This window comes from Telluria sp. ZB4P34 (genome assembly GCF_059686055.1).
Window position 1 is genome coordinate 1 of record NZ_JCASIF010000007.1, and the last position, 23,721, is coordinate 23,721.

The following is a 23,721-nucleotide window of genomic DNA, read 5'->3' on the forward strand; positions in this document are numbered from 1 at the left end:
GCTCCCGGACTTGCTCACACTGGACTCCAAACGATTCGGAGTCGACAGCATGAGCTATCTAGCAAAAGCGGACATTTCAACTTTGCTAGATCCGGACATTACAACTTTGCTCTAACACACCCTACGGAAACCGGACTTTTGGGGCACAATGCAAGGCTACCAAGCCCAAGCATCGTCCAGAGATCCTTCCATGTCCCTGCTGTCCCCTTCCAGCGGCCTGGCCGTCCTGCGCAACCGCAACCTCTCCTTCTATCTCTCCGCGCGCTTCCTCGGCACGCTCGCGGTGCAGATGCAGAGCGTGGCCATCGGCTGGCAGGTCTACCAGATCACCGGCAGCCTGTTCGACCTCGGCCTGATCGGCCTGGCGCAGTTCGCGCCCTTCCTGGTGCTGATCCTGTGGGCCGGCCACGTGGCCGACCGCTACAACCGGCGCAACATCGTGGTGCTGTGCATGGCCACCCAGCTGTTGTGCAGCCTGCTGCTGGTCGGCTTCACGGCCACCGCCGGCACGGAAAAGGGCGCCGTCGTGTGGCCGGTGTTCGCGATCCTGGTGCTGTTCGGCTCCGCGCGCGCCTTCATGATGCCGGCCTCGCAGGCGGTGCTGAAGAACCTGGTGCCGGACCGCGATTTCAGCCAGGCCGTGGCCCTGGGCTCCTCGACCTTCCACGTGGCCGTGATCGCCGGCCCGATCGTCGGCGGCCTGCTGTACGTGTTCGGGCCGATGACCGTGCACATGGTCGCGGCCAGCCTGCTCGCGGTCGCCGTGCTGTGCATGGCGCGCACCCGCGCCGCCCATCAGGTGCGCAGCCAGGGCCCCGTGAGCTGGCAATCGCTGCTCGAGGGCCTGCGCTTCGTGCGCTCGCGCCCGATCGTGCTGGGTGCGATCTCGCTCGACCTGTTCGCGGTGCTGTTCGGCGGCGCTACTGCCCTGCTGCCGGCCTACGCGCACGACGTGCTGCATGCCGGCCCGACCGCCCTCGGCCTGCTGCGCACGGCGCCCGGCGCGGGCGCTGCGCTGTGCTCGATCGTGCTGGCCTTCCATCCGATCACGCGCCGGGTCGGCCTGTGGATGTTCGGCGGCGTCGCCGTGTTCGGCCTGTGCACGCTGGCGATGGGGCTGACCAGCAGCTTCCCGGTGGCGCTGGGCGCCCTGTTCATCCTGGGCGCGGCCGACATGGTGAGCGTCTACATCCGCCACCTGCTGGTACAGTACGAGACGCCGGACGACATCCGCGGGCGCGTGAGCGCCGTGAACTCGGTGTTCATCGGCGCCTCGAACGAGCTGGGCGAATTCGAATCGGGCGTCACTGCCGGCTGGCTCGGCCTGGTGCGCGCCATCCTGCTGGGCGGCGCGGCCACGCTGGCCGTGACCGGGCTGTGGGCGCTGCTGTTCCCGGTACTGTCGCGCATGGACCGCTTCCCGCACCACCAGCAGGACAAGGACGAAAAGGCCCGGGCGTAAAGCGCGAAGCGCCGGGCGTGCCGGCGACCGGCGTGGTGCTCATCCACGGCGCCGCCGGCAAGGTGGTCGCCTGCGACGGCAAGGCCACCGGCCCCGGCTACCTGTCCGCCATCGGCAGCCACCCTTCAATGCAGGCAGTCCGATCGGCGCCGCCGCTGATCCCTAACGGCGTATGGCCGGCCTTGCAAGTTGCCGGACCGGCCCCACGTGTCATAACAGGACGCGGCCAAAACCGGGCCGCGGGTAAGATGAAGCCGTTATGACAACAGGAGCAAGCACATGCAGATCAACGTCAATACCGACCGCACCATCACCAATCACCAGGGCCTGGACGAACACGTGGAATCGGTCGTCCGCGGCTCGATCGAGCGCTTCGGCGAGCATATCACCCGTGTGGACGTGCACCTGAGCAATGAGAACAGGGAAAAAGGCGCCGACGGCGGCAACTATTGCATGATGGAAGCGCGCGTCAGCGGCTACCAGCCGATCGTCGTGCACGAGCATTCGGCCGACCTGCGCCAGTCGATCAAGAATGCCGGCGGCAAGCTGGCGCGCGCCCTCGACAGCGCCCTCGGCCGCCTGCAGGACAAAGACCGGCACGGCCACGCGGCGCCCGCAGTCGATGCACTCGCAGACAAGCACCTCACGGATTCGTGATCGAACCCTGATCGCCTGCGTATCGAATCACGCCCGGCTCCTGGGCGTGCTTTTCTACCTGCCCCCTTCCAGCATCGCCCGCAGTTCGCGCAGGTAGCGCAGGCCCGCCAGCGCGCGGCTGCCGTACCACGACATCATTTCACCATCGACCAGGAATACCGGAATGCCGAGCTGCTTCTCGAGCGCATCCGCATGCGCTTCCGTGAAGCGGTAGGGCTCGGTGGACAGCAGGACCGCGTCGAGCTGGCCGACCAGCTGTCCGGACCACTCGAAACGTGGGTAGCGCGCCTCGCCGAGATGCGCAACGGTCCAGCCCAGCTCGGCCAGCATGGCGGCGATATAGGTGTCGCCGGACACGCTCATCCATGGATCCTGCCAGATGCAGTACAGCACCGTGCGCGGCGGCGCCGGCGGCAGTGCGCGCAGGGCCGCGTACTCGGCCTCGAACGCGGCGCACCAGCGTTCGGCCGCCTCTTCCACGCCGAAGATGGCGCCCATCAGGCGCGCCAGCGCCAGGTTGTCCCGCGGCGCCACCGGATGCGTGACGACGACGTTCGGCACGAACCCGGCCAGGCGCTCGACCGTCGGCTTTTCGTTCTCGTCGATGTTGACCACCAGGTGGGTCGGCGCCAGCCTGCGGATCTTGTCGATGTTCACGTCCTTGGTGCCGCCGACCTTCGGAATCGCCTCCACCAGCGCGCGTGGATGGATGCAAAAGCCGGTGCGGCCGACCAGTTGGCCGGCCAGGCCGAGATCGCACAGCAATTCGGTTATCGAGGGCACCAGCGACACGATGCGGGCGCCGGGCGCGGGAGAATGTGCGTGGCCGAGGGCATCGACCAGGTAGTGGGCAGTCGTCATGGCCGCCATTTGACCACTGTTGTTTCTGGAACGCCAGCCCACGCGGGGGAGTTGCAATAGGTTATCATTCCCGGACGTAACGACGCTTTCCTTCAGAGAATCACTTGGACCCGATCGGCACCTTCGGTGCATCCCCCTACAGTACGCGCGACCTGGCGCTGTTCCGCGACGCCGGCGACCCGGCCGTCGCCGCGGCCCTCGCCCCTTGCGCGGTGATCCATGTGGCAGCCGGCCGGCGCGTCGAGGACGGCTTGCGGGCGCGACTCTACATCGTGCTGTCGGGGACCCTGGAAGTGGCGCCGGACGCCCACAGCGGCAGCGAGGATAGCGGCATCACGCGCGTGCTGCCCGGCGAAAGCGTGGGCGAGCAGGCGGTGCTGGACGACGCCGTCAACCTGGCCGCGATGACCGCGCTGGAAGACTGCGAACTGCTGGTGATCGAACCGGAACTGGTGTGGCAGCTGATCGACCGCTCGAACGTGCTGGCGAAGAACCTGCTGCGCCTGCTGTCCTTCCGGGTGCGGCATGCGAATGCGCAGCTCCGGCGCCGCCAGAAGCTGGGCGAGTTCTACCGCCAGCTCTCGCTCAACGACAGCCTGACGGGCCTGTTCAACCGCGCCTGGCTCAACGAGATGCTGCCCAAGCTGGCCGCGCGCGCGCGCCAGGACGGCGGCCCGCTGTCGATCATCATGATCGACCTCGACCACTTCAAGCGCTTCAACGACACCCACGGGCACCTGGCCGGCGACGCCGCCCTGGCGGCCGCCGCCGGCGTGATCCGCGAGTCGCTGCGGCCGTCGGATTTCGCGGTGCGCTACGGCGGCGAAGAACTGATGGCCGTGCTGCCCGATACCCAGGCAGGCCTGGCCCACATGGTGGCCGAGCGCCTGGCCGAGCGCCTGCGCACGGCGATCGTCTTCCCCGACATGCGCCTGCCCCTGCCCCACATCACGGGCTCGTTCGGCGTGGCCAGCCTGCTCCCGGGCGGCGACGAGCAGATGCTGCTGGCCGCGGCCGACGCGGCCCTGTACCGCGCCAAGGAAGCCGGGCGCGACCGCGTCAGCGCGTAGCGCCGGCTTTCCGCCCATCGCACTGGCCGCGACGGCTGACGCTGGGCGCAATCTGTGCCACCATGGCGCCTGCCCGCCGCTGACCCGGCGCCACCATCAGAACACATGAGCACGCATACCTTCCTCTGGCACGACTATGAAACTTTCGGCGCGACGCCGCGCCGCGACCGCCCGGCCCAGTTCGCCGCCATCCGCACCGACGCCGAGCTCAACGAGATCGGCGAGCCGGTCATGCTGTACTGCCAGCCGGCGCCGGACTTCCTGCCCGATCCGCAGTCCTGCCTGATCACCGGCATCACCCCCCAGCACTGCTTGGAGCATGGCGTGCCGGAAGTGGAATTCGCGCGCCGCATCGAAGCCGCCTTCAGCGAGCCCGGCACGATCGGGGTGGGCTACAACACCATCCGCTTCGACGACGAAGTGACGCGCCACCTGTTCTGGCGCAACCTGATCGACCCGTACGCGCGCGAATGGCAGAACGGCTGCGGCCGCTGGGACCTGCTGGACGTGGTGCGCATGACCCATGCGCTGCGCCCCGACGGCATCGCGTGGCCCAGCAAGGAAGACGGCAAGCCCAGCTTCCGGCTGGAAGACCTGAGCCGGGCCAACGGCCTGGTCCACGACGCGGCCCACGATGCGCTGTCGGACGTGCGCGCCACCATCGCCCTCGCCCGGCTCATCAGGCAACAGCAGCCCAAGCTGTTCGATTTCTGCCTGGAGCTGCGCCGCAAGGACCGGGTCGCGTCCGAGATGGGCCTGCACCTGGAACCGGCCCAGCGCCAGCCCTTCCTGCACGTGTCCGGCATGTTCCCGGTCGAACACGGCTGCCTGGGCCTGGTGTGGCCGCTGGCCCAGCATCCCACCAACAAGAACGAGATCCTGGTGTGGGACTGCCGCCACGACCCCTCGGAACTGTTCGAGCTGGACGTCGAGACGATCCGCACCCGCCTGTTCACCCGCAGCGCCGACATGCCGGAAGGGATGACGCGGTTGCCGATCAAGAGCGTGCACCTGAACAAGTCGCCGATGCTGGTCGGGAACCTCAAGACCCTGCAGCCCGCCATGGCGGCGCGCTGGAACATCGACGTCGAGCAGGCGCGCGCCCATGCCGCCCTGGCTGTGGAAGCAACTGCGGGCCGCAACATGAGCGCGATCTGGGCGGAAGTCTTCAAGAAGCCGGCCGTGGGCGGCGAGGTGGACGTGGACGAAGACCTGTACGGCGGTTTCGTCGGCAACGGCGACCGGCGCAAGCTGGAATCGCTGCGCCATGAAAAGCCGGAAGCGCTGGCCGGCATGCGGCCCTCGTTCGAGGACGAGCGCCTGGGCGAGCTGTTCTTCCGCTACCGGGCGCGCAACTTCCCGCACACACTGTCGGAAGACGAGCGGGAACTATGGGAAGCGCACCGCGCGGCGCGGCTGTTCGAGGGCGCGGGCGGGGCGCGGACGGTGGACCAGCTCTTTATGGAGATCGATGCGCTGTCCGAAAACGCGGACGAGCGGGCGGAGGATATCCTCGGCGCCCTGTATGACTATGCGGAAGGGATTGCGCCGAGCAGGTATTGAGCCTGCTTCGTCCTGGGCGCTGCGCGCTCTGCTGAAATGAGGCCAGGGCGCGGGCCGGGGCGCCATTTTCCTGGCAGACCATCAGCGCCCGCTCAACCCCGCGCCGCATTGATCGCGTCGCGCGTCTCCATCGCCACCCGCCTTGCCGCTGCCGCGAAATCTTCCCCCGCCTGCGGCGCCGCATACAGGATCGCCCGCGAGGAGTTGATCATCATTCCCGTCCCATTCGCGGTGCGCCCCGCCTTCACGGTTGCTTCCACGTCCCCGCCCTGCGCGCCAACGCCCGGAATGAGCAGCGGCATGTCGCCCACCAGCTTGCGCACCTGCGCGATCTCGTCCGGGAAGGTCGCCCCCACCACCAGCGCCAGCTGGCCGTTGCGGTTCCAGTTCCCGGCCACGAGCTGGGCCACGTGCTGGTACAGCGGGCGGCCGCCCACGTCCAGGAACTGCAAATCCGAGCCGCCCGCGTTCGAGGTGCGGCACAGCACGATCACGCCGCGGTCGGACCATTCCAGGTAAGGCTCGACCGAGTCGAAGCCCATGTAGGGGTTGACGGTCACCGCGTCGGCGCAGTAGCGCTCGAAAGCCTCGCGCGCATACTGGTGGGCGGTGGCGCCGATGTCGCCGCGCTTGGCGTCGAGCACCAGCGGGATGTGCGGATAGCGCTCGCGCAGGTAGCGGCAGATTTCCTCGAGCTGGCCTTCCGCGCCGAGCGCTGCAAAATAGGCGATCTGGGGCTTGAAGGCGCAGGCCAGGTCGGACGTGGCGTCGATGATCGCCTTGCAGAACCGGACGATGCCGTCCGGCTGGCCTTGCAAGTGCGCCGGGAAGCGCGCCAGGTCAGGGTCGAGCCCGACGCACAGCAGGGAATCGTTGCGGGTCCATGCTGCAGAAAGTTTGTCGATGAATGTCATTCGGGCCCCTTGTCAGTCGAATATGGCGAACCCAATATTGTACTGCCAGTCATGGCGCCGGCCGTCCGCGCCGCGAAAGGGCCCGCTGGATGCGCCAGATTATCTTTACATACTGTATATTTTGACCATTCGACAACTTGCCATGGACAAAACGATCATGACATCATCCCTTTTCTCGCGCTGGACCCGTAGCCTGGCCGTGGCCGTGCTGGCCGGCTCCCTGCTGTCCGGCTGCGGCTACAACGAATTCCAGACCAAGGACGAGGCCACCAAGGCCTCCTGGAGCGAAGTGGTGAACCAGTACCAGCGCCGTGCCGACCTGATCCCGAACCTGGTCAATACCGTCAAGGGCTATGCCTCGCACGAGCGCGAGACCCTCGAGTCCGTCACGCGGGCGCGCGCTGCGGCGACCAGCTTCCAGATCACGCCGGAAGTGCTGAACGACCCGGCCGCGTTCCAGAAATTCCAGCAGGTGCAGGGCGAACTGTCCGGCGCGCTGTCGCGCCTGATGATGGTTTCCGAAAAATATCCGGACCTGAAGGCCGACGCCAGCTTCCGCGACCTGGCCTCGCAGCTGGAGGGCACCGAGAACCGCATCACGGTCGCGCGCCAGCGCTACATCGCCTCGGTGCAGGACTACAACGTCACCGTGCGCAAGTTTCCGAACAACCTGACCGCGATGGTGTTCGGCTACGAGACCAAGCCCTCGTTCACGGTCGAGAATGAAAAGGCGATCTCGACCGCGCCGACGGTCGACTTCGGCAAGTAAGCGATGCGGGCGCTGACGGAAGGCCGTTCGCTACGCTCCCTGTGGGCCCCGCTTCTGGCCTGCTTGCTGGCCTGCATGCTGGCCTTTGGCCTGGCAGGTTCGGCCTTCGCCCAGCTCAAGCCGGTGCCGGCCCTGAGCGGCCGCGTCGTCGACGAGGCCGGCATGCTCGACCCTGGCCAGCGCGAGCGCCTCACCGCGGTGCTGGCCGACTACGAGGCGCGCACCGGCAGCCAGATCGCGGTCCTGCTGGTCAAGTCGACCGAGCCGGAAGCGATCGAGCAGTTCAGCATCCGCGTCACCGACGCCTGGAAACTGGGCCGCAAGGGCGTCGACGATGGTGTGCTCCTGATGGTGGCGCGTGACAACCCGAGCGCGTTGCGCCGGCTGCGCATCGAGGCCGGACGCGGCGTGCAGGGCGTGCTGACCGATGCCCAATCGAAGCGCATCCTGCAGGACGTGATCGCGCCGCACTTCCGCCAGAACCATTATTACGAGGGGCTGGTGGCCGGCGTCGGCGCCATTGCGACCCTGCTGAACAAGGAAAGCTTCCCGGCCCCGGCCCAGCAGCCGGCGCCGCAGCGCCAGGTGCAGGTCGACGGCGGAGGCGGATTCTCGCTGTTCGGGATCCTTCCCCTGATCATCGGCTTTTTCCTGCTGCGTTCGATGTTCCGCCCGCGCCGCAGCCGCCTCTCGCCCCAGCACTGGGGCCACCGCCGCAGCAGTGGCCTGGGCAACGTCGCGACCGGCATCATCCTCGGCAACATCATGGGCGGCATGGGACGCGGTGGCGGCGGTTTCGGCGGCGGTGGCGGCGGATTCGGCGGGGGCGGCTTTTCCGGCGGCGGAGGCAGCTTCGACGGCGGCGGCGCTTCGGGAGACTGGTAATGGGGATCGAGATGGGATTCATGCAGCGCATCAAGCGCGCCTGGCGCCACCTGACGAGCAGCAGCGGCGAGGCCAAACGTGCCTTTCCGGAAACGACGCTGACGGCGATCAGCGAGGCCATTACGGCAGGCGAACAGACCCACCGCGGCGAAGTGCGCCTGATCGTCGAGAAGGCCCTGCCTGTCGACGAGGCCTGGGACGGCGTGAGCAACCGCCAGCGCGCCCTGGCCCTGTTCGCCGACTACGGCGTGTGGGACACCGAAGACAACTGCGGCGTGCTCATCTACATCAACCTGGCCGAGCACAAGGTCGACATCGTGGCCGACCGCGGCATCGACCGCAAGATCGACAGCGCCACCTGGCAAGCCGTGTGCCGTACCATGACCGACGGTTTCAAGGGAGGCCGCTTCCATGAGGCGACCCTGGGCGCCATCGGGCAGGTGAACGAGCTGCTGCGCCAGCACTTTCCGGCCAACGGCAGCCGCGCCAACGAATTGCCGGACAAGCCTTTGATGCTGTGATGGCGCGTGGGCCACGGCGGCGAGTACGCGTTCGGCTCCGCCGGCGCCTCGCGGCAAGTCGCCGGACAGCTTGCCGGGCTGGATACAATGGCGGCTTTGAATACGACGAAAGCCCGCCATGAGACTCACCAACAAAATCGCGATCGTGACCGGCGCCAGCCAGGGCATCGGCCTGGCCTGCGCCACCCGCCTGGTACAGGAAGGCGCACGCGTCATGCTCGTCGACGTCCGCCCGGAAGGCGCCCAGGCCGCCGCGGCGCTGGGCGAGGCGGCGCGCTTCTACCTGGCCGATGTCGGCATGAAGCCGGAAGTCGATGCGATGATCGCCGCCACGCTCCAGGAATTCGGCCAGATCGACATCCTGGTCAACAACGCCGGCGTAACGCATGCGGCCGACTTCCTCGACCTGGCCGAAGAAGACTTCGACCGTGTGCTGCGCATCAACCTGAAATCGATGTTCCTGTGCAGCCAGGCTGCTGCGCGCGAGATGGTGAAGCGCCAGGCCGGTTGCATCATCAACATGTCCAGCGTCAATGCCGAACTGACCATTCCGAACCAGGTGCCATATGTCGTGTCGAAAGGCGGCGTCAACCAGCTGACCCGCGTGGCCGCGATCAGCCTGGCTGCACACGGCATCCGCGTGAATGCGATCGGGCCGGGCACGATCCTGACCGAACTGGCCAGGAAGGCCGTGCTCGACAGTCCGGAAGCCCGCCACACGATCCTGTCGCGCACGCCGCTGGGGCGCTGCGGCGAGCCGGAGGAAGTAGCGTCGATCTGCGCCTTCCTGGCGAGCGAGGATGCTTCTTACATTACTGGCCAAACCCTGTACGCGGACGGCGGGCGCATGGCGCTGAACTACACGGTGCCGGTGCGCGCATAAATTCTTGCCCAAGAGTTACTGTTTGAAGATATGCGAATTATTAATGTCTGGTATCTGTATTCTAAATTAGACATATATTTCGCGGCGCAACATAATGGCACCTGTCTCCACTATTCTCCTCCAAGAAAATAGTTTTAAGCCCGCCTCGAGCGGGCTTTTTTTTTGCTCATCGGTTGCCTGTTCGACAAGACGAGCATGCCCCCTGTTCACGATATTGTTGAGATCACAAAGGCCTGGCACAGTTCACTGGCCAAGCTTCACGTTTGATCACTGTCACGGCGTGGTCACAAACACCCCATATACTTGAATTACTGCGATACACGTAACCGATATGCGTGATGGCAGCAGGTGTGCTGCACCCGCGTGCAACACACCAACCGGATTCGCGTCTCTTGGCCCGATCTTGGGTTGTGCCCGCCAGCTTCTGGCGGGCATTTTTTTCTGCCTTTTGGCAATACACCAGGAAAAATCTTCCGGCGGGGCTTGAAGCTCTCCGTGATTTGGCTATCATGAAGCTCCTCCCGGCGCAGAAGGGCCGGGAAACCACACGATGATGGGAGCCTGTCCTATGAGTCTACGTACCGCCGAGACCTACGCGCATCCGCCCGAGTCCGCCGCTTGCCGGCGCCACCACGCCGACGATCACCTGGTGCTGGTCGAACTCAATCCCCTGAGCGTCATCGACCAGATCGACGACGGCAGCGTGCCCCTGAACCTGCTGACCTTCGGCAGCGTGCGGGAAATCTGTCCGAAGTGCCAGCATACCCATCTGAAACTCGTGCTGCAGCAGGACAGCGTACGCATGGCCCACCTGTTCTGCGCCGACTGCGAAAGCTGCTTCGACGCCCGCTACGCGAACGGCGCACCCGCGCTGACGATCTGAGCTTCCGAAAGACCGGCACGCCGGCGGTGTGGCCGGGAACACGGGCGGCATGGTATCGTTGGCGTTTGCCCGACGATTCACCGCCATGCCAGCTTTCCTGTCGCTGCTCCTGCTCGATCCCCGCCTGCGTTCCGCCCGCATCAAGACCGCGCTGGTGCTGTACGCGGCCGTGATCGTGGCAGGGTCGATCCCCGGCGCGCGGGCCGAAGTCGGCGAGTTTGCGCCAGGCGTGGTACTGCACGGCCTGACCTACGCCTTCCTTGCCCTGCTGTGCTTCCTCGGCAGCACGGGCAGCGGCGCAGTGCGCGCCGTCAAGGCCGTGCTGGCGATCGCCCTGATGGGCGCCGGCGACGAACTGGTGCAAAGCTTCCTGCCCTACCGCTCCGGCGACATCCGCGACTGGTTGGTCGACGTCGGTGCGGCGCTGCTCACCAGCACGGCGCTGGCCGTGCTCCTGCCCCACCCGGACAGCGCGCGCCGGCGCTGACTCCCCCGGCTGCGGAAAATCCGTGGCCCCCGGGGCCCACTTGATTCAGCTCAGCTACAACCCTGGTCAGCTGGAACGCTGACGCGCTTCCTGCCTCTCACATCAGTGGCACGTGGCATCGTCACGCATCCGATTGAACATCCACGATTGAACATCCACCATAAGGAGTTGATCATGAAGCAAAAACACCAGAGCATGATCCTGGCGGGCTTGCTGGCTGTTGCGCTGGGCCTGACCGGGTGCGCCGGCATGCGCGGCGGCAGCAACGCATCAGGCGACGCCAGCAGCAGCGGCACGGGCAGCGCCACCTCGGGCGGCTCGAGCGGCACCACCGGCGCAACGGGCGCCGGCGGCTCGTCCAGCTACGGTTCCGGCAGCGCCACCGACCCTGCCGGCAACCCTACCGGCAGCAGCGGCAGCTCAGGGGGCTCCAGCACGTCGGGCGCCAGCGGAACCAGCGGCAGCAGCGGTTCGTCGACCTGGGACCAGTCCGGCAGCTCCGGCAGCTCCGGCACCTCCGGCAGCACCGGTTCCTCCGGCAGCTCGTCGGCACAAGCCGGCAGTCCGGCCGGCGCGAGCGCCACCCCGAACAGCACGGTGCTGGCGATCGAGGTCATCCCGCGCGAGAGCTCGAGCAGCATGGGCAGCTCCAGCGCCGCCGGCAGCACCGGTTCGAGCGGCGCCGCCGGTACGATCAGCGCCACCAGCGCGAACAGCTACCGCGTCACGGTGCGCATGGACGACGGCAGCACCCAGGTCATCACCCAGGACGCCACGCCGGACTTCCGCAGTGGCGACCGGGTGAGCGTCGCCGGCGGCGCCATCCAGCGTTAGGCGCACGCCCTGTACGCCGCTGCGTGGCGCTTCCCTGCGCCGCCGCAGGGCAAAAAAAACGCGCACCTTCATCCGGTGCGCGTCGTCGCGATGGCGTCGCGATCCCTTAGGGCATGCCGGTTCCGCCCGGAATGCCATCCCCTTCCGCCTCGACCTGCTTCCTTAGCATGGCCACGTTGCGCGTGGCGGCGCTGATGACCTCCAGCGGCAGCTTCGGCGTGCGGTCCGCGTTGAGCAGGCCGTTCGCTTCCTGGAAGGTGTCGGTGAACTGCGTGTAGCAGAAACCGCTGAACATGAAGGTTTCGTTCACCACCCGCAACAGGTCGCGGTACAGCGACAGGTAGCTCTCGGCCGAGTGGGCCCGCGAATAACCCCAGGTGGTCTTGTCCGCATCCGGATCCTGCTTCGGATCGTAGGCGATGCCGCCGAACTCGGTGAGCACGATCGGCTGGCCGCGGTGCGGGAAGCCGTCCAGGGTCAGGATGCGGCCGCCCGGACGCCGCTGGTCGAACAGGGTGCGCACCGGGTCGGTGACCGCGTAGCGCGCCTGCAGCTTCTCGGGGTCGCAGTCGTAGTCGTGGATGCCGAGGATGTCGGTAGCCGAGGCTTCCCATCCGTCGTTGCCGATCACGGGCCGCGTCGAGTCGAGCGTGCGCGTCAGGTGGTACAGCGCCTCCACGGCATTGCGATGGGCCTGGGTCAGCGTCAGGTTCGGCACGCCCCAGGATTCGTTGAACGCGACCCAGACGATGATGCAGGGGTGGCTGTAGTCGCGCTGGATCGCCTCGGTCCATTCGCGCACCATGCGCGTGATCGCACGCGAGCTGAAGCGGTAGGCCGAGGGCATCTCTTCCCACACCAGCAGGCCGAGCCGGTCGGCCCAGTACAGGAAGCGCGGGTCTTCGATCTTCTGGTGCTTGCGCACGCCGTTGAAGCCCATCAGCTTGACCAGTTCGACGTCGCGCTTGAGGTGCTCGTCCGACGGCGCCGTCATGAAGGACTCCGGCCAGTAGCCCTGGTCCAGCACCAGGCGCAGCTGGTATGGACGGCCGTTGAGCATGAAGCGGTCGCGGTTGATCGAGACCGAGCGCAGCGCCGTGTACGAGCGGATGCGGTCGAGCACGCGGTCGCCGCAACGCAGGGTGACTTCGGCGTCGAGCAGGGTCGGGCGCTCCGGGCTCCACAGGATCTCGTTGCGCGAGTCGTCGATGCCGGGGTCGGACAGCGCGATCTTGCGGTTCGCTTCGCCCGCCAGCAGCTTGTAGTAGTCGTCCGCCAGCAGATGCTCGCCGTGCCAGATCTTGACCTCGACGAACAGCTCCTGCTGGGTATGGCCGGTCGCGAACACTTCGCAGCCGATCTCGTAGGTTTCGAAGATCGGGGTCCAGCGCAGCGAGGCGATGTAGGTGTCTTCCACCTGCTCCACCCACACGGTCTGCCAGATGCCGGTGGTGCGCGGATACCAGATCGAGTGCGGCTCCAGCAGCCAGTCCTGCTTGCCGCGCGGCTTGGCGAGGTCAGCCGGATCGTCCTCGACGAAGACCGTGACGACCTGCCTGCCGTCGGGGCGCATCACGCCCGTGATGTCGGCCGAGAACGGCGTGTGGCCGCCTTCGTGCTCGGCCACCAGCCGGCCGTTGACCCACACCCTGGCGCTGTAGTCGACAGCGCCGAAGTGCAGGATGGTGCGCTTGTCGTTGGGGGCGAGCTCGAATTCGCGCTCGTACCAGACGGCCCGGTGAAAACCCGTGTCCTCGATGCCGCTCAGCTCCGTCTCGACGGCGAAGGGTACATTGATTTCATGGGTCCACTCGGGACCGCGGTCCGGCAGATGGTAGGTCAGCTCGTCGTCGAAGCAGAAGCGCCACTTGCCGTTCAGGTTGATCCAGTTGTCGCGCACCAGTTGGGGACGAGGATATTCGAACTGATTCATTGTTGTCCTTTCTGTTCAGTTGGAACCGGAACCAGGATCCGGCCCTGTCGTCCATGCTTGTTATAGGCCGCCAGCGCGGTGGCGGCCGCTTGCCTGGCCTGCCCTGCCCGGCACAGCGCCACGCAGGCGCCGCCAAAGCCGGCGCCGGTCAGGCGTGCCCCGAGCACGCCGGGCGCGGCGCGCAGCTGCACGCACAGCTCGTCGAGCTCGGGGATCGAAACTTCGTAGTCGTCGCGCAGGCTGAAGTGCGAATCGTTCATCAGCTCGCCGAAGCGCTCGGCGCTGACGCCTTTTGCCGCTTCCAGCACGCGCAGGTTTTCCATCACCACATGGCGGGCCCGTTCGCGCATCGGCGACGGCAGGCTTTCCACCGAGGATGGATCGAGCACGTCGCGCAGCGCCTGCACGCCCAGCTTGCGCGAGGCTTCCTCGCACTCGGCGCGGCGCTCGTTGTACTTGCTGGCCGCGAGCTTGCGCGCCACGCCCGAGTCGATCACGATCAGCTCGGTATCGGACGGCATCTTGACCAGCCGGTGCTCCAGCGTGCGCGCATCGATGAACAGCATGCTGGTCTCGTCGGCAAGGCTGGACGCCATCTGGTCCATGATCCCGCAGTTCACGTGGGCATAGTCGATCTCGGCGCGCTGGGCGATACGGGCCAGTTTCACGTCGTCGAGCTCGAAGCCGAGCAAGGCCCGCAACGCACGCAGGGTCGCCACCTCGAGCGCGGCCGAGGACGACAGTCCCGCGCCGACCGGCAGGTCGGTCGTGACGTAGATGCGCAGCGGCGGCACCTCCACGCCCTCGGCCTGCACCAGCCGGATGCAGCCCTCGATGTAGCTGCCGTAGCCCTGTGGCGCACTGCCGTCGTAGGCGAAGGTGACGGTGTTGTCGAAGGTTGGCGAGTAGAAGTGGAAATGGTCGTCGCCGCTGCGGCTCATCGCCACCAGCGTGCGCTGCGGGGTTGCCACCGGCAACATGAAGCCGTCGTTGTAGTCGGTGTGCTCGCCGAGCAGGTTCACGCGTCCGGGCGCCGACGCGTTCACTTCTGGCGCGCCGCCAAAGAAAGTGTCGGTATTCATCATGATGATGCTTGCGCCTCCAGCCAAAGGGGCCGCTTGCGGCCATGTACGTCCGCCGCCGGCCAGCCGGGGTCGAACGTGAGATTCTCGAGCCCTTCCGGGCCGAGCAGGAAAGTGTCTCCGATCTTGACGCCCGCGAAACTCGGGTTGAACGCAGATGCCATGCCTTTTTCCGGCTGGGTGGCGGTGCCCGGGCCGGCGACGATCGCGCGCGCCGTCATGCGCCTGCCTCCGCCAGTTCGTCCAGGCTGACTTCCACCTGCTGCAGTTCGTAGGCCGTGGTTTCGGGCAGCACGTCCATCGCGAACATGCCGGCCGCCAGTTCCGTACCGGCCAGGTACTTCAGGCGATCCTTGGTGCGGTACGGCGGATAGAACTGCGCGTGCAGCTGGGTTTCCGGGTGCTCCATGCCGTCGGTCGGCGCCTGGTACCACGCCATCAGGTAGGGGAACGGACGGTTCCACAGGGTCTCGAACTTGAGCAGCACGGTCTTGAGCGCGCGCGCCAGGCCGGCGCGCTGCCCCGGGGCCAGGGCCGCGAAGTCCTTGCAGGGCGCGGTCGGCATCACCCACACCTCGTAGGGATAGCGGGCACAGGCCGGCACGAAGGCGATCGCGTGCTCGTCGTGGTACAGCACGCGCTTGCCGTCTGCGGCTTCGTCGCGCGCCATGTCGCACAGCAAGCTGGCGCCGTGCTGCAGGAAGTATTCGCGTTCCTGCGCCAGCATGCGCGCCGGCACCGCCGGGACGAAGGGATAGGAATAGATCTGGCCATGCGGATGGTGCAGGGTTACGCCCACTTCGGCGCCGCGGTTCTCGAACGGCAGCACATAGTGGATGTGCGGACGGCTGCCGATGCGCGTGGTGCGGTCGCCCCAGACCGACAGCAGCAGTTCGATGCGCGACAGCGGCAGCGAGGCCAGCGCCGCGTGCGCATCCTGGGTGAACACCACCACTTCGCAATGCCCGTTGGCGGGCGCGCTCGGCACCGTCACCGCGGGCGGGTCGTGCGATTCCAGCGCCAGCGAAGGGAAGCGGTTGTCGAACACGGCGATCTCGTAGTGGCCGGCCGGCATTTCGGTCGGGTGCTCCGGGTCGGCCATCGGGGCCAGTGGGTTGTACTGGGGTGGCGGCTGGTAAGTGCGGTTCTGCCGGAAGGCGGCATAGGTGACCCATTCGCCGCGCAGCGGGTGCCAGCGCAGGTGCGGATTGGCATGCTGGGGATCAAGGAAAGGGCTGGGCGCAACGATCCCTTCCGGGATCGGTCGGTTGCTGTAGAGCGTGATGTTGCGTCCGTCCGGTTTCTTGAGGTCTTTGCTTTGCATGGCATCCAAAAAAATGTCGAGCAAGCCTGGGCGCGAGTGTTCGCAATAAGCGTTGGCAATAAGCGTTGGCAATAAGCGTTGGCAATAAGCGTCGGCCATACGCGTCGGCAACAAGCGCGCGCCGGCACCGGAAAAACCGGTGTCGCTGCAATCGATAGAAACGATCCTATCATGCTGTTTTCGCCACATTTTCCCTCTAGCACCGAGGTATTTTCCGGGTATCAACGCAACCATCGCACAGGGGAAAAGCCTGTCCCGCAGGCTGCCCTGTCCTTCCAAGGGAAAGCCGGATCTGGCCCAGATGGGCACCATATTCCTGTAAGTACGCTCCTACAGTACGATTAGATAAATTTACACTTTTGGGCGAGCCATAAACCTACGAACCCACCATGCTTGCGATGATGAGCGCAGCCTCCGGCAAGGCGAAAAAAAACCCCGGACGGCGCCGGGGCTGCAGCGGCAGTGGTCGAGCCTACTTCGCCAGTTCGACCAGCACCGCCGTGTACATCTGCAGGTTCAGCATCAGCTGCTTCTCGGTGATGAACTCGTGCTCCGAGTGGCCGGTGTAGACCTTGCCCGGCATGGCGGGGCCGAAGCTGACCGCACCCGGGAACAGGCGCGAATTCGTACCGCCGCCCACCGCCACCGGCTTCGGGTCCTTCATGCCGGTAAAGTACGAGAACACGGACATCAAGGTCGGCAGGTGCGGCGCGTTCTTCTGTACCCAGGGGTCGCCGATGCGCACGGTCACGTTCGCCAGCGGCAGCTGGCGGCTTTGCCACTGCGCCAGCGCGGCATTGACTTCATTCGTGAGCTGTTCGCTCGTCTTGCCCTGCGGGCGGCGCATGTTGATCGAGACTTCGATGCCGCCATTGTCACCCTCGCGCTGCTTGATCACGGTGGGGGAAAAGGTCATCGGGCCCATGAAGCTGTCGCGGTAGGCAATGCTGCCGAACTTCTCGCCGTAGATGCCGGTGCCGACCATCTCGTTGAGGAAGTTCACCACGCCGCCGGCCACCGTATTGGCCCAGGGACGCACGGCCAGCGCGTCGGCCAGCATGCTCACCGCGTTGACGCCGTCTTCCGGCTTGGACGAGTGGGCCGACACGCCCTTGGCCTTGATGTGCAGGCTACGGGCCGGGCTGCCGCCCGGGCCGGCTTCCTGCCAGCTGAAGCTGTACTGCATGCCTTCCTGCTTCGCGCCGCGGGCGCGGATCGCCTTCTCGATGTCAGGGGTAGCGTTGGCGATGAGCGCGCTCGCGTCTTCCGGGATCTGGCTGCCGAAGAAACCGCCGCCGAATTCCGCCACATAAGCCTGGTCTGCCGGCGGCGCCACCGCGCCCGCCTTCGGCACCGTCACGGCGACCGTGCCGTAGCCTTTCTCGGCCGTCACTGCCGGATATTCGGCGTCGAGCGTGATGTTGACCTGGGGCGGCTGGTGGGTCTTGAGGAACTCCACCAGCGGCTGCCAGTCGGACTCCTCGCCCATGTACACGTAGAGTTCGATGCGCTTCGACAGCGGGATCCCCTTGTCGCGGATCGCCTTCATCGCATACAGCGCGGTGGCGATCGGGCCCTTGTCGTCTTCGGCGCCGCGCGCCAGCAGCTTGCCCGGCTCGCTGGTGCGGTCCAGCACGAAGGGCGACTTCTTCCACTTGCCCGGATCGACCGGCTGCACGTCGCCATGGGTGATGACGCCAACCCGCTCGCTGCCTTGGCCCAGGCCGATGATCACGGTCCAGCCATGGTCCGCATAATCCAGGCCCAGGCGCTGTGCTTCGGCCTTGAGCGCTTCCTTGAAGGCGATGTGGACCGGGTTCCTGTCCGAGGGGACCGCCTTGTCGGCCACCGTGTTGTAGCTCACCAGCCGGGCCAGCGTATCGACGACGTCCTTGCGATAGGTGCTCGCCGCATGCTTGGCGGTCTTCACCGCGACCTCACTCGGCGGCTTGTTGGCCGCGCCGGCCGGCAGCGCGAAGGATGCCAGCAGCAGGCTGGCGAGCAGGGTTTGTCGGATCATGGGTGCCGTCTCCAGGTGTAAAGCGCAGGTTGCAAAATCGCAATGAGTCTAGCACAGGCCTGTGCGCCCGGCCGGCGGCCATCGGGTTATCGTGAAGGCCTACAGAACCAGCAGGAGTCCCCGCCATGACCGCCAGATCCGTCCACCGCCTGCACCCCGCGATGCGGGACGACATCGGCGACCTGGTCACGCAGCGCCCCTTGCCCGGCCGCCTCGTCGACCAGATCGATCCCTTCCTGTTCCTCAACCACCACGGCCCGCAGACCTACCCGCCGCACAACCGCGGCCTGCCCTTCGGCCCGCATCCGCACCGCGGCTTCGAGACCGTCACCTTCATCCTCGAGGGCATGCTGGCGCACCGCGACAATGCCGGACACGAAAGCGTGATCCATGCCGGCGGCGTGCAATGGATGACGGCCGGGAGCGGCATTGTGCATGCGGAAGTGTCGCCGCGCGAATTCCTCGAGCGCGGCGGCCCGATCGAGATCCTGCAGCTATGGGTGAACCTGCCCTCGCGCCTGAAGATGAGCCAGCCGGCCTATACGGGGCTGCAACGCGCCGACATCCCTGCCCTGCCGATAGACGGCGGCAAGGTGGTGCTCAACCTGGTTGCGGGGGAGTGGGAAGGCAGGACGGGCCCGGTGCGTTCGCTCACCGGCGTGTTCATGAGCACGCTGCAGATGCGGCCCGGGGGCAGCATCGTGTTCGAGGGACTGGCCGGACGCAGCGTATTTCTCTACGTCGCGCGCGGCGAGGTGCAAGTGGGGCAGCACGCCGAGATGGTGAGGCCGATGCACCTGGTGGAACTGGACGAGACCGGCGACACGGTCGAGCTCTGCGCCCGCCAGGCCGGGTCCAGCCAGGATTGCGTGGTGGTGTTCGGCCATGCGGACCCGATCCGTGAACCGGTGGTGTCGCATGGCCCCTTCGTGATGACGACGCGCGAGGAAATCGCCCAGGCCATCGACGACTACCGGGCCGGGCGCTTCGGATCAGCGCTGGGCTAGGGCGATCTGGCGGCCGGCCAGGCTGCTGATGCGCACCGTGTCCGGCAGCTTGCGGCTGGTCTGGTGGTCGAAGGCGAAGCGCATGTCCTTGTTCATGGCCACGAAGCGGTTGTTGCCGACGTGGACGATCTCGGTCGGGCCGTCGCCCATGTCGGCGTACAGCGTGCGCTTGGCGCCGTCGACCTTGCCGGTGACGGTCAGCTGGCGGCCGTCTTCGAGGTCGTAGCGGCCCTGCACGTTGTCGAACATCATCGGCGCCATCATGGTCTGCTTCGGCTGGGCGCCGACGACCTTGACGTGTTTGGTATCCGCGTCTTGCGGCGCCGCAGTGGCGGTGGCAGCGGCGGTCAGGGTGAAGAAGGTGGCGGCGGCAAGCAGGAGTTTGGTGCGCATGATCGGTACTTCCTTTCAGGTCGAATGTGAGGTCGGACCTGTGCGGCGAAACTGCTCGTGCCGCGCGGTCCAGTTGGTCAAATTCGCCAGCGTTTATCAGGGTTTGTCTGGCGATGAGAGAAGTGTAGCGAGATGCCGCGCAGGCTCAATGCGAAAGCGCCGAAACGACGAAACGACACCCTGAAATGCAAAAAACCACCCCCGGCCGGGAGGTATGTATTTGCGCGCGGGGTCGACATCTGCACGTCGTACAGATGTCTCGAAATGCCCTTGCCCGCCCGTGGAACCTGGCGCTCCCGAGCGTGCGTCTCCACGCCGCCCGATGCCTTACAGTAGTGCTGTCTTCCTCACGCCGCGAGCAGCCATGCAAGCCATTCCCCTCGTCGCCACCACGCGTGGCTATCCCGCATCCGATGACAGCGGCGGCAATGTCGTCGAGAACGTGCACCTGGGTGCGATCGCCGTCGTCGACGTGCACGGACGCCTGCTGTATGCGGCCGGCGACCCGAACTACCCCACCTTCACGCGCTCGGCGCTCAAGCCCTTCCAGGCATTGCCCTTCGTGCTGTCCGACGGACCGGCGCATTTCAGCCTGACGCGCGACGAGCTGGCGCTGCTGTGCGCCAGCCATTCGGGCGAGGACATGCACCTGGAAGGCGTGGGCGCGATCCTTGCCAGGATCGGCCTCGACCCCGGCCACCTGGAATGCGGCTGCGCCGCGCCGCTGTTCTACGAATTTACCGGCCAGCCCCTTCCTTCGGACCGCAGCTGGACGCCGCTGCACCACAACTGCTCCGGCAAGCACAGCGGCTTCCTGGCCTGGTGCCGCCTGCATGGTGCGCCCACCCGCGGCTACGTCGAGCCCGCCCACCCGCTGCAGCAGGCCATCCGCGCCACGCTGGCCGAGGTAACGGGAATACCGGCCGCGCGCATGGCGACCGGCATCGACGGCTGCTCGGCGCCGAACTACGCCATGCCGCTGTCGACCCTGGCCCACCTGTATGCACGGCTGGCCCAGGGCAGCGCCGACCCGCAGCTGGGCGGCGCCATGGGCATGCTGTTCGATGCCATGACGGCGCGGCCGGACATGGTGTCGGGCAGCGCACGCACCGACCTGGCGTGGATGCGGGCGGGCGGCGGCGACTGGGTGGCCAAGATCGGCGCCGACGCGGTGCAGGCCATCGGCATCCGCTCGGCCGGCCTCGGGATCGCGATCAAGATTGCCGACGGCAGCAGCCGCGCCCTGCATCCGGCGGTGTACGGCGTGCTCGACCAGCTCGGCCTGCTGGACGATGCGCGCCGCGTCCAGCTCGAGGCCTATCGGCAGCCCCTCATCCGCAACGCGCGCGGCACGCCGGCGGGCGACATCCGAACTGTGTTCACGCTGGCGCCGGTCGCCTGAGCTTGCCTATCGACTGTCTCGCGCGAAAGCTTGCAGTGGTAGGGTGGTCGGCTATGCCGACCGCGCGTTCAAATTTCGCGTGAATAGATACAGCGCATCTGCTCATCGACTGATTGAACGCGCGGTCGGCGAAGCGTAGTCCAGTCCACTGGACTGGACCACCCCTACGTCATCGCGACTGGCTGGGTTCAGGCCACCAGGCGGCGCAATAGCGCGGCAATGGCCTCGACCACGGTGGCGTCGTCCCAGTAGCTGTTGTGGGCCAGCGGGTTCCAGCTGCGCAGCAGCAGGCTGGCGACCCCGCCGCTGGCGTTCACGATGCGGTCTTCCACCAGCTCGCGGTAGCCGCCCGGCAGCGGCTGCAGCGGCCAGCCCAGCACGTCGTCCGGATCGTAGAAGTTGATCCACTTGAAGAGCCTGGTCGGCGGGGCGATCGGCACCACGTGCATGTGCTTGTGGGCGGCCACGAACACGGGGATGTTGCAGCCGGTGGTCACCAGCGCGGCGCAGGTGCCGGCGCCGAGGAAGGTCTTCTCGCTCGCCGTCAGCGCGCGGCCCAGCGTGCTGTCCGCCCAAACGTCGATGTTGCGCCAGATGCCGGCGCTCACCGGCAGGCCCCGCGCGGCCTTTTGCGCGTCGTAGATGTAGCTCGACAGCACCTGGCAGCCGAGCGACTGCGCCGCGAATACCACCGGCATGCCGGGACCCGCGGCGTGCGCCGACAGCAGCGTGCGCGCGATCTCGCCCTGGGCCAGCTCATAGACCGAGCCAGGGAACTCCTTGCGGTTCTCGAGCCCTGCGGCGTCGCCGAAGCCGAACAGCACGAACTTGCGCAGGTCGGGATAGCGCACGGTGCTGCGCGCGCGGGTAGCGTCCCAGACGGCGTTCTGGTTGTCCTGCAGGATCTTCTGGTAGTACACGGAGCGCATTACCACCTGCCCGGCCGCCGCCCCGAGCTGTCCGCGCAGGCGCGCCATCAGCGCGTCGGCGTAGGTCGGCGGGGTTTCTCCCATCCCGTGCACCGTGATCAGCGCGACTGCCGCCATGGCATTTTCCTCCCCTTCGTCCAGCCGTCTCGTCGTTGGGGATAGCGTACCAGTTTTCGCCCACGGCTTGCGCCCGCCCGGCCCTGCCCGGCTGCGCTACCATGGGGCTTTCAACCACCCCGGGAACCCGATGCCGGAAGTGCTCTTCAGCCGTTACCGCGAGACGATCCGCAGCCTCGACCTGGCGCAGGTAGCCGGTCCCGCCCAGATCCCCGAGGCCTTCCTGCTCGGCCGCGATGGCCGCTACAGCACCCATTACATTCCCTTCGAATCGGTGCACCCGCGCGCGCGCATCGTGGTGGCCGGCATCACGCCGGGTTTCGCGCAGTGGAAGAACGCCATGGGCGAAGCCCGGCGCCAGCTGGCGGCCGGCCGTGACGACGCCGCGGTGCTGCGCGCCGCGCGGCTGGCGGGCGCCTTCAGCGGCGCGATCCGGCCCAACTTCGTCGCGCTGCTGGACGCCATCGGCGTGCAGCGCTGGCTCGGCATCGCCAGTTGCGCCAGCCTGTTCGGCGCGGACGCCGGCCTGGTGCAGGTGAGCGCCATCCTGCGCCACCCGGTCTTCGTCGACGGAAAGAACTACAGCGGCTCGCCTTCTCCGCTGCGCCATGCCTTCCTGCGCGACCAGGTCCTGCGCTGGTTCGCCCGGGAGGCGGCCCAGCTGCCGGACGCGCTGTACATCCCGATGGGCGGCAGCGTCAGCGAGACGCTCGACTGGCTGGTGGCGGAAGGGCGCGTCCGCGCGGGGCAGGTGCTGCACGGACTGCCGCATCCGTCAGGGGCGAATGCGGAGCGGGTGGCGTATTTCTTGGGGCGCAAGGAGCGCGCGGCGCTGTCGGGCAAGACGAACGGGGCGCAGATCGATGCGGCGCGGGCCTCCCTGCTGGCGCAGATGGAGGCGCTGATCGCGGGCCGCTAACTGTAGGGTGGTCGGCTCTGCCGACCGCGCCGTGATCGTTAGCGAGTGAAAAAACGCACGAGCAGATCTTGCACGGTTTGAACGCGCGGTCGGCGAAGCCGACCACCCTACATGATGGTCAGCGCGAACTCCGCCACCCCATCCGCCCCGCCACGCACCCGGTCGCCCGGCATCAAGGCCGCCACCCCGGCCGGCGTGCCGGTATAGATCAGGTCCCCCGGCGCCAGCGTGACGAGGCGCGACAAGTGGCTGATCACGTCGGGAATCGGCCAGATCATCTCGTCCAGCTTCCCTTCCTGGCGCAGCGCCCCGTTGACCTCGAGCCAGATGCGCGCGCCAACGGGATGCCCGAGCGTCGCAGCAGGAACCAGCGGGCTGCATGGGGCCGAAGCGTCGAAGCCCTTTGCCATGTCCCAAGGCCGGCCGGCGTCCTTGGCCACCGCCTGCAGGTCGCGCCGCGTCAGGTCCAGGCCCACGCCATAGCCCCATACCAGGTCCAGCGCGCCGGCGGGATCGATGTCGGCGCCGCCCGCGCCCAGCGCCACCACCAGCTCGACCTCGTGGTGCAGGTCCCGGGTGGCGGGCGGATACGGCAGGGCGCCGGCGGCCGGCACCACGGCGTCGGCCGGCTTGGTGAAGAAGAACGGCGGCTCGCGGTCCGGGTCGCTGCCCATCTCGCGCGCATGCGCGCCATAGTTCCGGCCGACGCAGAACACGCGGCGGATCGGGAAGCGTTCGTCGCTCCCGGCCACGGCCAGCGAGGGCACGGCGGGAGCCTTGAAGACGTAGGAGGACATCTTGATCCT

24 protein-coding genes are annotated in these 23,721 nt (G+C 67.0%); 14 read left to right on the forward strand and 10 right to left on the reverse strand.

Annotation, left to right across the window (positions count from 1 at the left end):
- Nucleotides 1-190: 190 nt before the first annotated feature.
- Nucleotides 191-1,462 (forward strand): MFS transporter, encoded by a 1,272-nt coding sequence (locus tag AC56KL_RS13345; protein ID WP_497180646.1) that lies wholly within the window; start codon nucleotides 191-193, stop codon nucleotides 1,460-1,462.
- 279 nt (nucleotides 1,463-1,741) lie between these two features.
- A complete protein-coding gene (locus AC56KL_RS13350; protein ID WP_497180647.1) occupies nucleotides 1,742-2,119 on the forward strand; it encodes an HPF/RaiA family ribosome-associated protein in 378 nt (125 codons plus the stop codon).
- A 54-nt stretch (nucleotides 2,120-2,173) separates the two neighbouring features.
- Here AC56KL_RS13350 and AC56KL_RS13355 read toward each other — a convergent pair whose 3' ends face one another.
- Nucleotides 2,174-2,980, reverse strand: a complete 807-nt coding sequence (locus AC56KL_RS13355; RefSeq protein ID WP_497180648.1) for a helical backbone metal receptor — start codon at nucleotides 2,978-2,980, stop codon at nucleotides 2,174-2,176.
- Between the two features lie 104 nt (nucleotides 2,981-3,084).
- Between AC56KL_RS13355 and AC56KL_RS13360 the strand changes: the two genes are divergently transcribed.
- Both AC56KL_RS13360 and sbcB read left to right on the forward strand, forming a co-directional pair.
- Nucleotides 3,085-4,050: a GGDEF domain-containing protein gene (locus tag AC56KL_RS13360; protein ID WP_497180649.1), complete on the forward strand. Its 966-nt coding sequence runs from the start codon at nucleotides 3,085-3,087 to the stop codon at nucleotides 4,048-4,050.
- A 105-nt stretch (nucleotides 4,051-4,155) separates the two neighbouring features.
- Nucleotides 4,156-5,613, forward strand: a complete 1,458-nt coding sequence (gene sbcB / locus AC56KL_RS13365; protein ID WP_497180650.1) for an exodeoxyribonuclease I — start codon at nucleotides 4,156-4,158, stop codon at nucleotides 5,611-5,613.
- A 92-nt stretch (nucleotides 5,614-5,705) separates the two neighbouring features.
- On the opposite strand, the gene pyrF is transcribed toward sbcB, so the two are convergent.
- Entirely contained in the window at nucleotides 5,706-6,527 is an 822-nt protein-coding gene (pyrF, locus tag AC56KL_RS13370; RefSeq protein WP_497180651.1) for an orotidine-5'-phosphate decarboxylase, read from the reverse strand.
- Between the two features lie 157 nt (nucleotides 6,528-6,684).
- On the opposite strand from pyrF, the gene AC56KL_RS13375 reads away from it, so the two are divergent.
- The 7 genes from AC56KL_RS13375 (at nucleotide 6,685) to AC56KL_RS13405 (ending at nucleotide 11,789) form a co-directional block, all read left to right on the forward strand.
- A complete protein-coding gene (locus AC56KL_RS13375; RefSeq protein WP_497180652.1) occupies nucleotides 6,685-7,296 on the forward strand; it encodes a LemA family protein in 612 nt (203 codons plus the stop codon).
- 3 nt (nucleotides 7,297-7,299) lie between these two features.
- Complete coding sequence (locus AC56KL_RS13380) at nucleotides 7,300-8,181, forward strand: TPM domain-containing protein (protein WP_497180653.1); 882 nt, start codon at nucleotides 7,300-7,302, stop codon at nucleotides 8,179-8,181.
- The gene (locus AC56KL_RS13385; protein ID WP_497180654.1) at nucleotides 8,181-8,702 is read left to right on the forward strand and encodes a TPM domain-containing protein; all 522 of its coding nucleotides are present in this window, start codon (nucleotides 8,181-8,183) and stop codon (nucleotides 8,700-8,702) included. The genes AC56KL_RS13380 and AC56KL_RS13385 overlap by 1 nt, the downstream gene beginning before the upstream one ends.
- A 118-nt stretch (nucleotides 8,703-8,820) precedes the next feature.
- On the forward strand, nucleotides 8,821-9,585 hold the full coding sequence (locus tag AC56KL_RS13390; protein WP_497180655.1) for an SDR family NAD(P)-dependent oxidoreductase: 765 nt from the start codon (nucleotides 8,821-8,823) through the stop codon (nucleotides 9,583-9,585).
- A 568-nt stretch (nucleotides 9,586-10,153) separates the two neighbouring features.
- Nucleotides 10,154-10,468 (forward strand): hypothetical protein, encoded by a 315-nt coding sequence (locus AC56KL_RS13395; RefSeq protein WP_497180656.1) that lies wholly within the window; start codon nucleotides 10,154-10,156, stop codon nucleotides 10,466-10,468.
- A gap of 85 nt (nucleotides 10,469-10,553) precedes the next feature.
- Entirely contained in the window at nucleotides 10,554-10,955 is a 402-nt protein-coding gene (locus AC56KL_RS13400) for a VanZ family protein (protein WP_497180657.1), read from the forward strand.
- Nucleotides 10,956-11,129: 174 nt separating this feature from the next.
- Entirely contained in the window at nucleotides 11,130-11,789 is a 660-nt protein-coding gene (locus AC56KL_RS13405; protein ID WP_497180658.1) for a hypothetical protein, read from the forward strand.
- A 106-nt stretch (nucleotides 11,790-11,895) separates the two neighbouring features.
- Here AC56KL_RS13405 and AC56KL_RS13410 read toward each other — a convergent pair whose 3' ends face one another.
- The 5 genes from AC56KL_RS13410 to AC56KL_RS13430 form a co-directional block, all read right to left on the reverse strand.
- Nucleotides 11,896-13,722 carry a glycoside hydrolase family 2 protein gene (locus AC56KL_RS13410; protein ID WP_497180659.1) on the reverse strand — a complete coding sequence of 609 codons (1,827 nt, stop codon included), beginning with the start codon at nucleotides 13,720-13,722 and terminating at the stop codon, nucleotides 11,896-11,898.
- Nucleotides 13,719-14,807, reverse strand: coding sequence for a galactokinase (gene galK / locus AC56KL_RS13415; RefSeq protein ID WP_497180660.1), 1,089 nt, complete (start codon nucleotides 14,805-14,807; stop codon nucleotides 13,719-13,721). Before galK ends, AC56KL_RS13410 begins: the two co-directional genes overlap by 4 nt.
- Nucleotides 14,804-15,025, reverse strand: a complete 222-nt coding sequence (locus AC56KL_RS13420; RefSeq protein ID WP_497180661.1) for a hypothetical protein — start codon at nucleotides 15,023-15,025, stop codon at nucleotides 14,804-14,806. The genes galK and AC56KL_RS13420 overlap by 4 nt, the downstream gene beginning before the upstream one ends.
- Entirely contained in the window at nucleotides 15,022-16,128 is a 1,107-nt protein-coding gene (gene galT, locus AC56KL_RS13425) for a galactose-1-phosphate uridylyltransferase (RefSeq protein ID WP_497180662.1), read from the reverse strand. Before galT ends, AC56KL_RS13420 begins: the two co-directional genes overlap by 4 nt.
- Nucleotides 16,129-16,600: 472 nt before the next feature.
- Nucleotides 16,601-18,148: a dipeptidase gene (locus tag AC56KL_RS13430; RefSeq protein ID WP_497180663.1), complete on the reverse strand. Its 1,548-nt coding sequence runs from the start codon at nucleotides 18,146-18,148 to the stop codon at nucleotides 16,601-16,603.
- A 125-nt stretch (nucleotides 18,149-18,273) separates the two neighbouring features.
- On the opposite strand from AC56KL_RS13430, the gene AC56KL_RS13435 reads away from it, so the two are divergent.
- Complete coding sequence (locus AC56KL_RS13435) at nucleotides 18,274-19,155, forward strand: pirin family protein (RefSeq protein ID WP_497180664.1); 882 nt, start codon at nucleotides 18,274-18,276, stop codon at nucleotides 19,153-19,155.
- Here the strand turns inward: AC56KL_RS13435 and AC56KL_RS13440 are convergent.
- Nucleotides 19,141-19,548, reverse strand: coding sequence for a hypothetical protein (locus tag AC56KL_RS13440; RefSeq protein WP_497180665.1), 408 nt, complete (start codon nucleotides 19,546-19,548; stop codon nucleotides 19,141-19,143). The genes AC56KL_RS13435 and AC56KL_RS13440 overlap by 15 nt on opposite strands.
- A gap of 364 nt (nucleotides 19,549-19,912) precedes the next feature.
- Here AC56KL_RS13440 and AC56KL_RS13445 point away from each other — a divergent pair, with 364 nt between their 5' ends.
- Nucleotides 19,913-20,950 carry an asparaginase gene (locus tag AC56KL_RS13445; RefSeq protein WP_497180666.1) on the forward strand — a complete coding sequence of 346 codons (1,038 nt, stop codon included), beginning with the start codon at nucleotides 19,913-19,915 and terminating at the stop codon, nucleotides 20,948-20,950.
- Between the two features lie 188 nt (nucleotides 20,951-21,138).
- Here AC56KL_RS13445 and AC56KL_RS13450 read toward each other — a convergent pair whose 3' ends face one another.
- Nucleotides 21,139-21,996, reverse strand: coding sequence for a hypothetical protein (locus AC56KL_RS13450; protein WP_497180667.1), 858 nt, complete (start codon nucleotides 21,994-21,996; stop codon nucleotides 21,139-21,141).
- 130 nt (nucleotides 21,997-22,126) lie between these two features.
- On the opposite strand from AC56KL_RS13450, the gene AC56KL_RS13455 reads away from it, so the two are divergent.
- Nucleotides 22,127-22,915 carry a hypothetical protein gene (locus AC56KL_RS13455; protein WP_497180668.1) on the forward strand — a complete coding sequence of 263 codons (789 nt, stop codon included), beginning with the start codon at nucleotides 22,127-22,129 and terminating at the stop codon, nucleotides 22,913-22,915.
- A gap of 107 nt (nucleotides 22,916-23,022) precedes the next feature.
- On the opposite strand, the gene AC56KL_RS13460 is transcribed toward AC56KL_RS13455, so the two are convergent.
- Nucleotides 23,023-23,712 carry a fumarylacetoacetate hydrolase family protein gene (locus AC56KL_RS13460; RefSeq protein ID WP_497180669.1) on the reverse strand — a complete coding sequence of 230 codons (690 nt, stop codon included), beginning with the start codon at nucleotides 23,710-23,712 and terminating at the stop codon, nucleotides 23,023-23,025.
- Nucleotides 23,713-23,721: the final 9 nt, after the last annotated feature.

Coding starts and splice junctions, on each gene's coding strand:
- AC56KL_RS13345 (WP_497180646.1), top strand. CDS start 191: ATGTCCCTGCTGTCCCCTTCCAGCGGCCTGGCCGTCCTGCGCAACCGC.
- AC56KL_RS13350 (WP_497180647.1), top strand. CDS start 1,742: ATGCAGATCAACGTCAATACCGACCGCACCATCACCAATCACCAGGGC.
- AC56KL_RS13355 (WP_497180648.1), bottom strand. CDS start 2,980: ATGACGACTGCCCACTACCTGGTCGATGCCCTCGGCCACGCACATTCT.
- sbcB (WP_497180650.1), top strand. CDS start 4,156: ATGAGCACGCATACCTTCCTCTGGCACGACTATGAAACTTTCGGCGCG.
- pyrF (WP_497180651.1), bottom strand. CDS start 6,527: ATGACATTCATCGACAAACTTTCTGCAGCATGGACCCGCAACGATTCC.
- AC56KL_RS13375 (WP_497180652.1), top strand. CDS start 6,685: ATGACATCATCCCTTTTCTCGCGCTGGACCCGTAGCCTGGCCGTGGCC.
- AC56KL_RS13380 (WP_497180653.1), top strand. CDS start 7,300: ATGCGGGCGCTGACGGAAGGCCGTTCGCTACGCTCCCTGTGGGCCCCG.
- AC56KL_RS13385 (WP_497180654.1), top strand. CDS start 8,181: ATGGGGATCGAGATGGGATTCATGCAGCGCATCAAGCGCGCCTGGCGC.
- AC56KL_RS13390 (WP_497180655.1), top strand. CDS start 8,821: ATGAGACTCACCAACAAAATCGCGATCGTGACCGGCGCCAGCCAGGGC.
- AC56KL_RS13395 (WP_497180656.1), top strand. CDS start 10,154: ATGAGTCTACGTACCGCCGAGACCTACGCGCATCCGCCCGAGTCCGCC.
- AC56KL_RS13400 (WP_497180657.1), top strand. CDS start 10,554: ATGCCAGCTTTCCTGTCGCTGCTCCTGCTCGATCCCCGCCTGCGTTCC.
- AC56KL_RS13405 (WP_497180658.1), top strand. CDS start 11,130: ATGAAGCAAAAACACCAGAGCATGATCCTGGCGGGCTTGCTGGCTGTT.
- AC56KL_RS13410 (WP_497180659.1), bottom strand. CDS start 13,722: ATGAATCAGTTCGAATATCCTCGTCCCCAACTGGTGCGCGACAACTGG.
- galK (WP_497180660.1), bottom strand. CDS start 14,807: ATGATGAATACCGACACTTTCTTTGGCGGCGCGCCAGAAGTGAACGCG.
- AC56KL_RS13420 (WP_497180661.1), bottom strand. CDS start 15,025: ATGACGGCGCGCGCGATCGTCGCCGGCCCGGGCACCGCCACCCAGCCG.
- galT (WP_497180662.1), bottom strand. CDS start 16,128: ATGCAAAGCAAAGACCTCAAGAAACCGGACGGACGCAACATCACGCTC.
- AC56KL_RS13430 (WP_497180663.1), bottom strand. CDS start 18,148: ATGATCCGACAAACCCTGCTCGCCAGCCTGCTGCTGGCATCCTTCGCG.
- AC56KL_RS13435 (WP_497180664.1), top strand. CDS start 18,274: ATGACCGCCAGATCCGTCCACCGCCTGCACCCCGCGATGCGGGACGAC.
- AC56KL_RS13440 (WP_497180665.1), bottom strand. CDS start 19,548: ATGCGCACCAAACTCCTGCTTGCCGCCGCCACCTTCTTCACCCTGACC.
- AC56KL_RS13445 (WP_497180666.1), top strand. CDS start 19,913: ATGCAAGCCATTCCCCTCGTCGCCACCACGCGTGGCTATCCCGCATCC.
- AC56KL_RS13450 (WP_497180667.1), bottom strand. CDS start 21,996: ATGGCGGCAGTCGCGCTGATCACGGTGCACGGGATGGGAGAAACCCCG.
- AC56KL_RS13455 (WP_497180668.1), top strand. CDS start 22,127: ATGCCGGAAGTGCTCTTCAGCCGTTACCGCGAGACGATCCGCAGCCTC.
- AC56KL_RS13460 (WP_497180669.1), bottom strand. CDS start 23,712: ATGTCCTCCTACGTCTTCAAGGCTCCCGCCGTGCCCTCGCTGGCCGTG.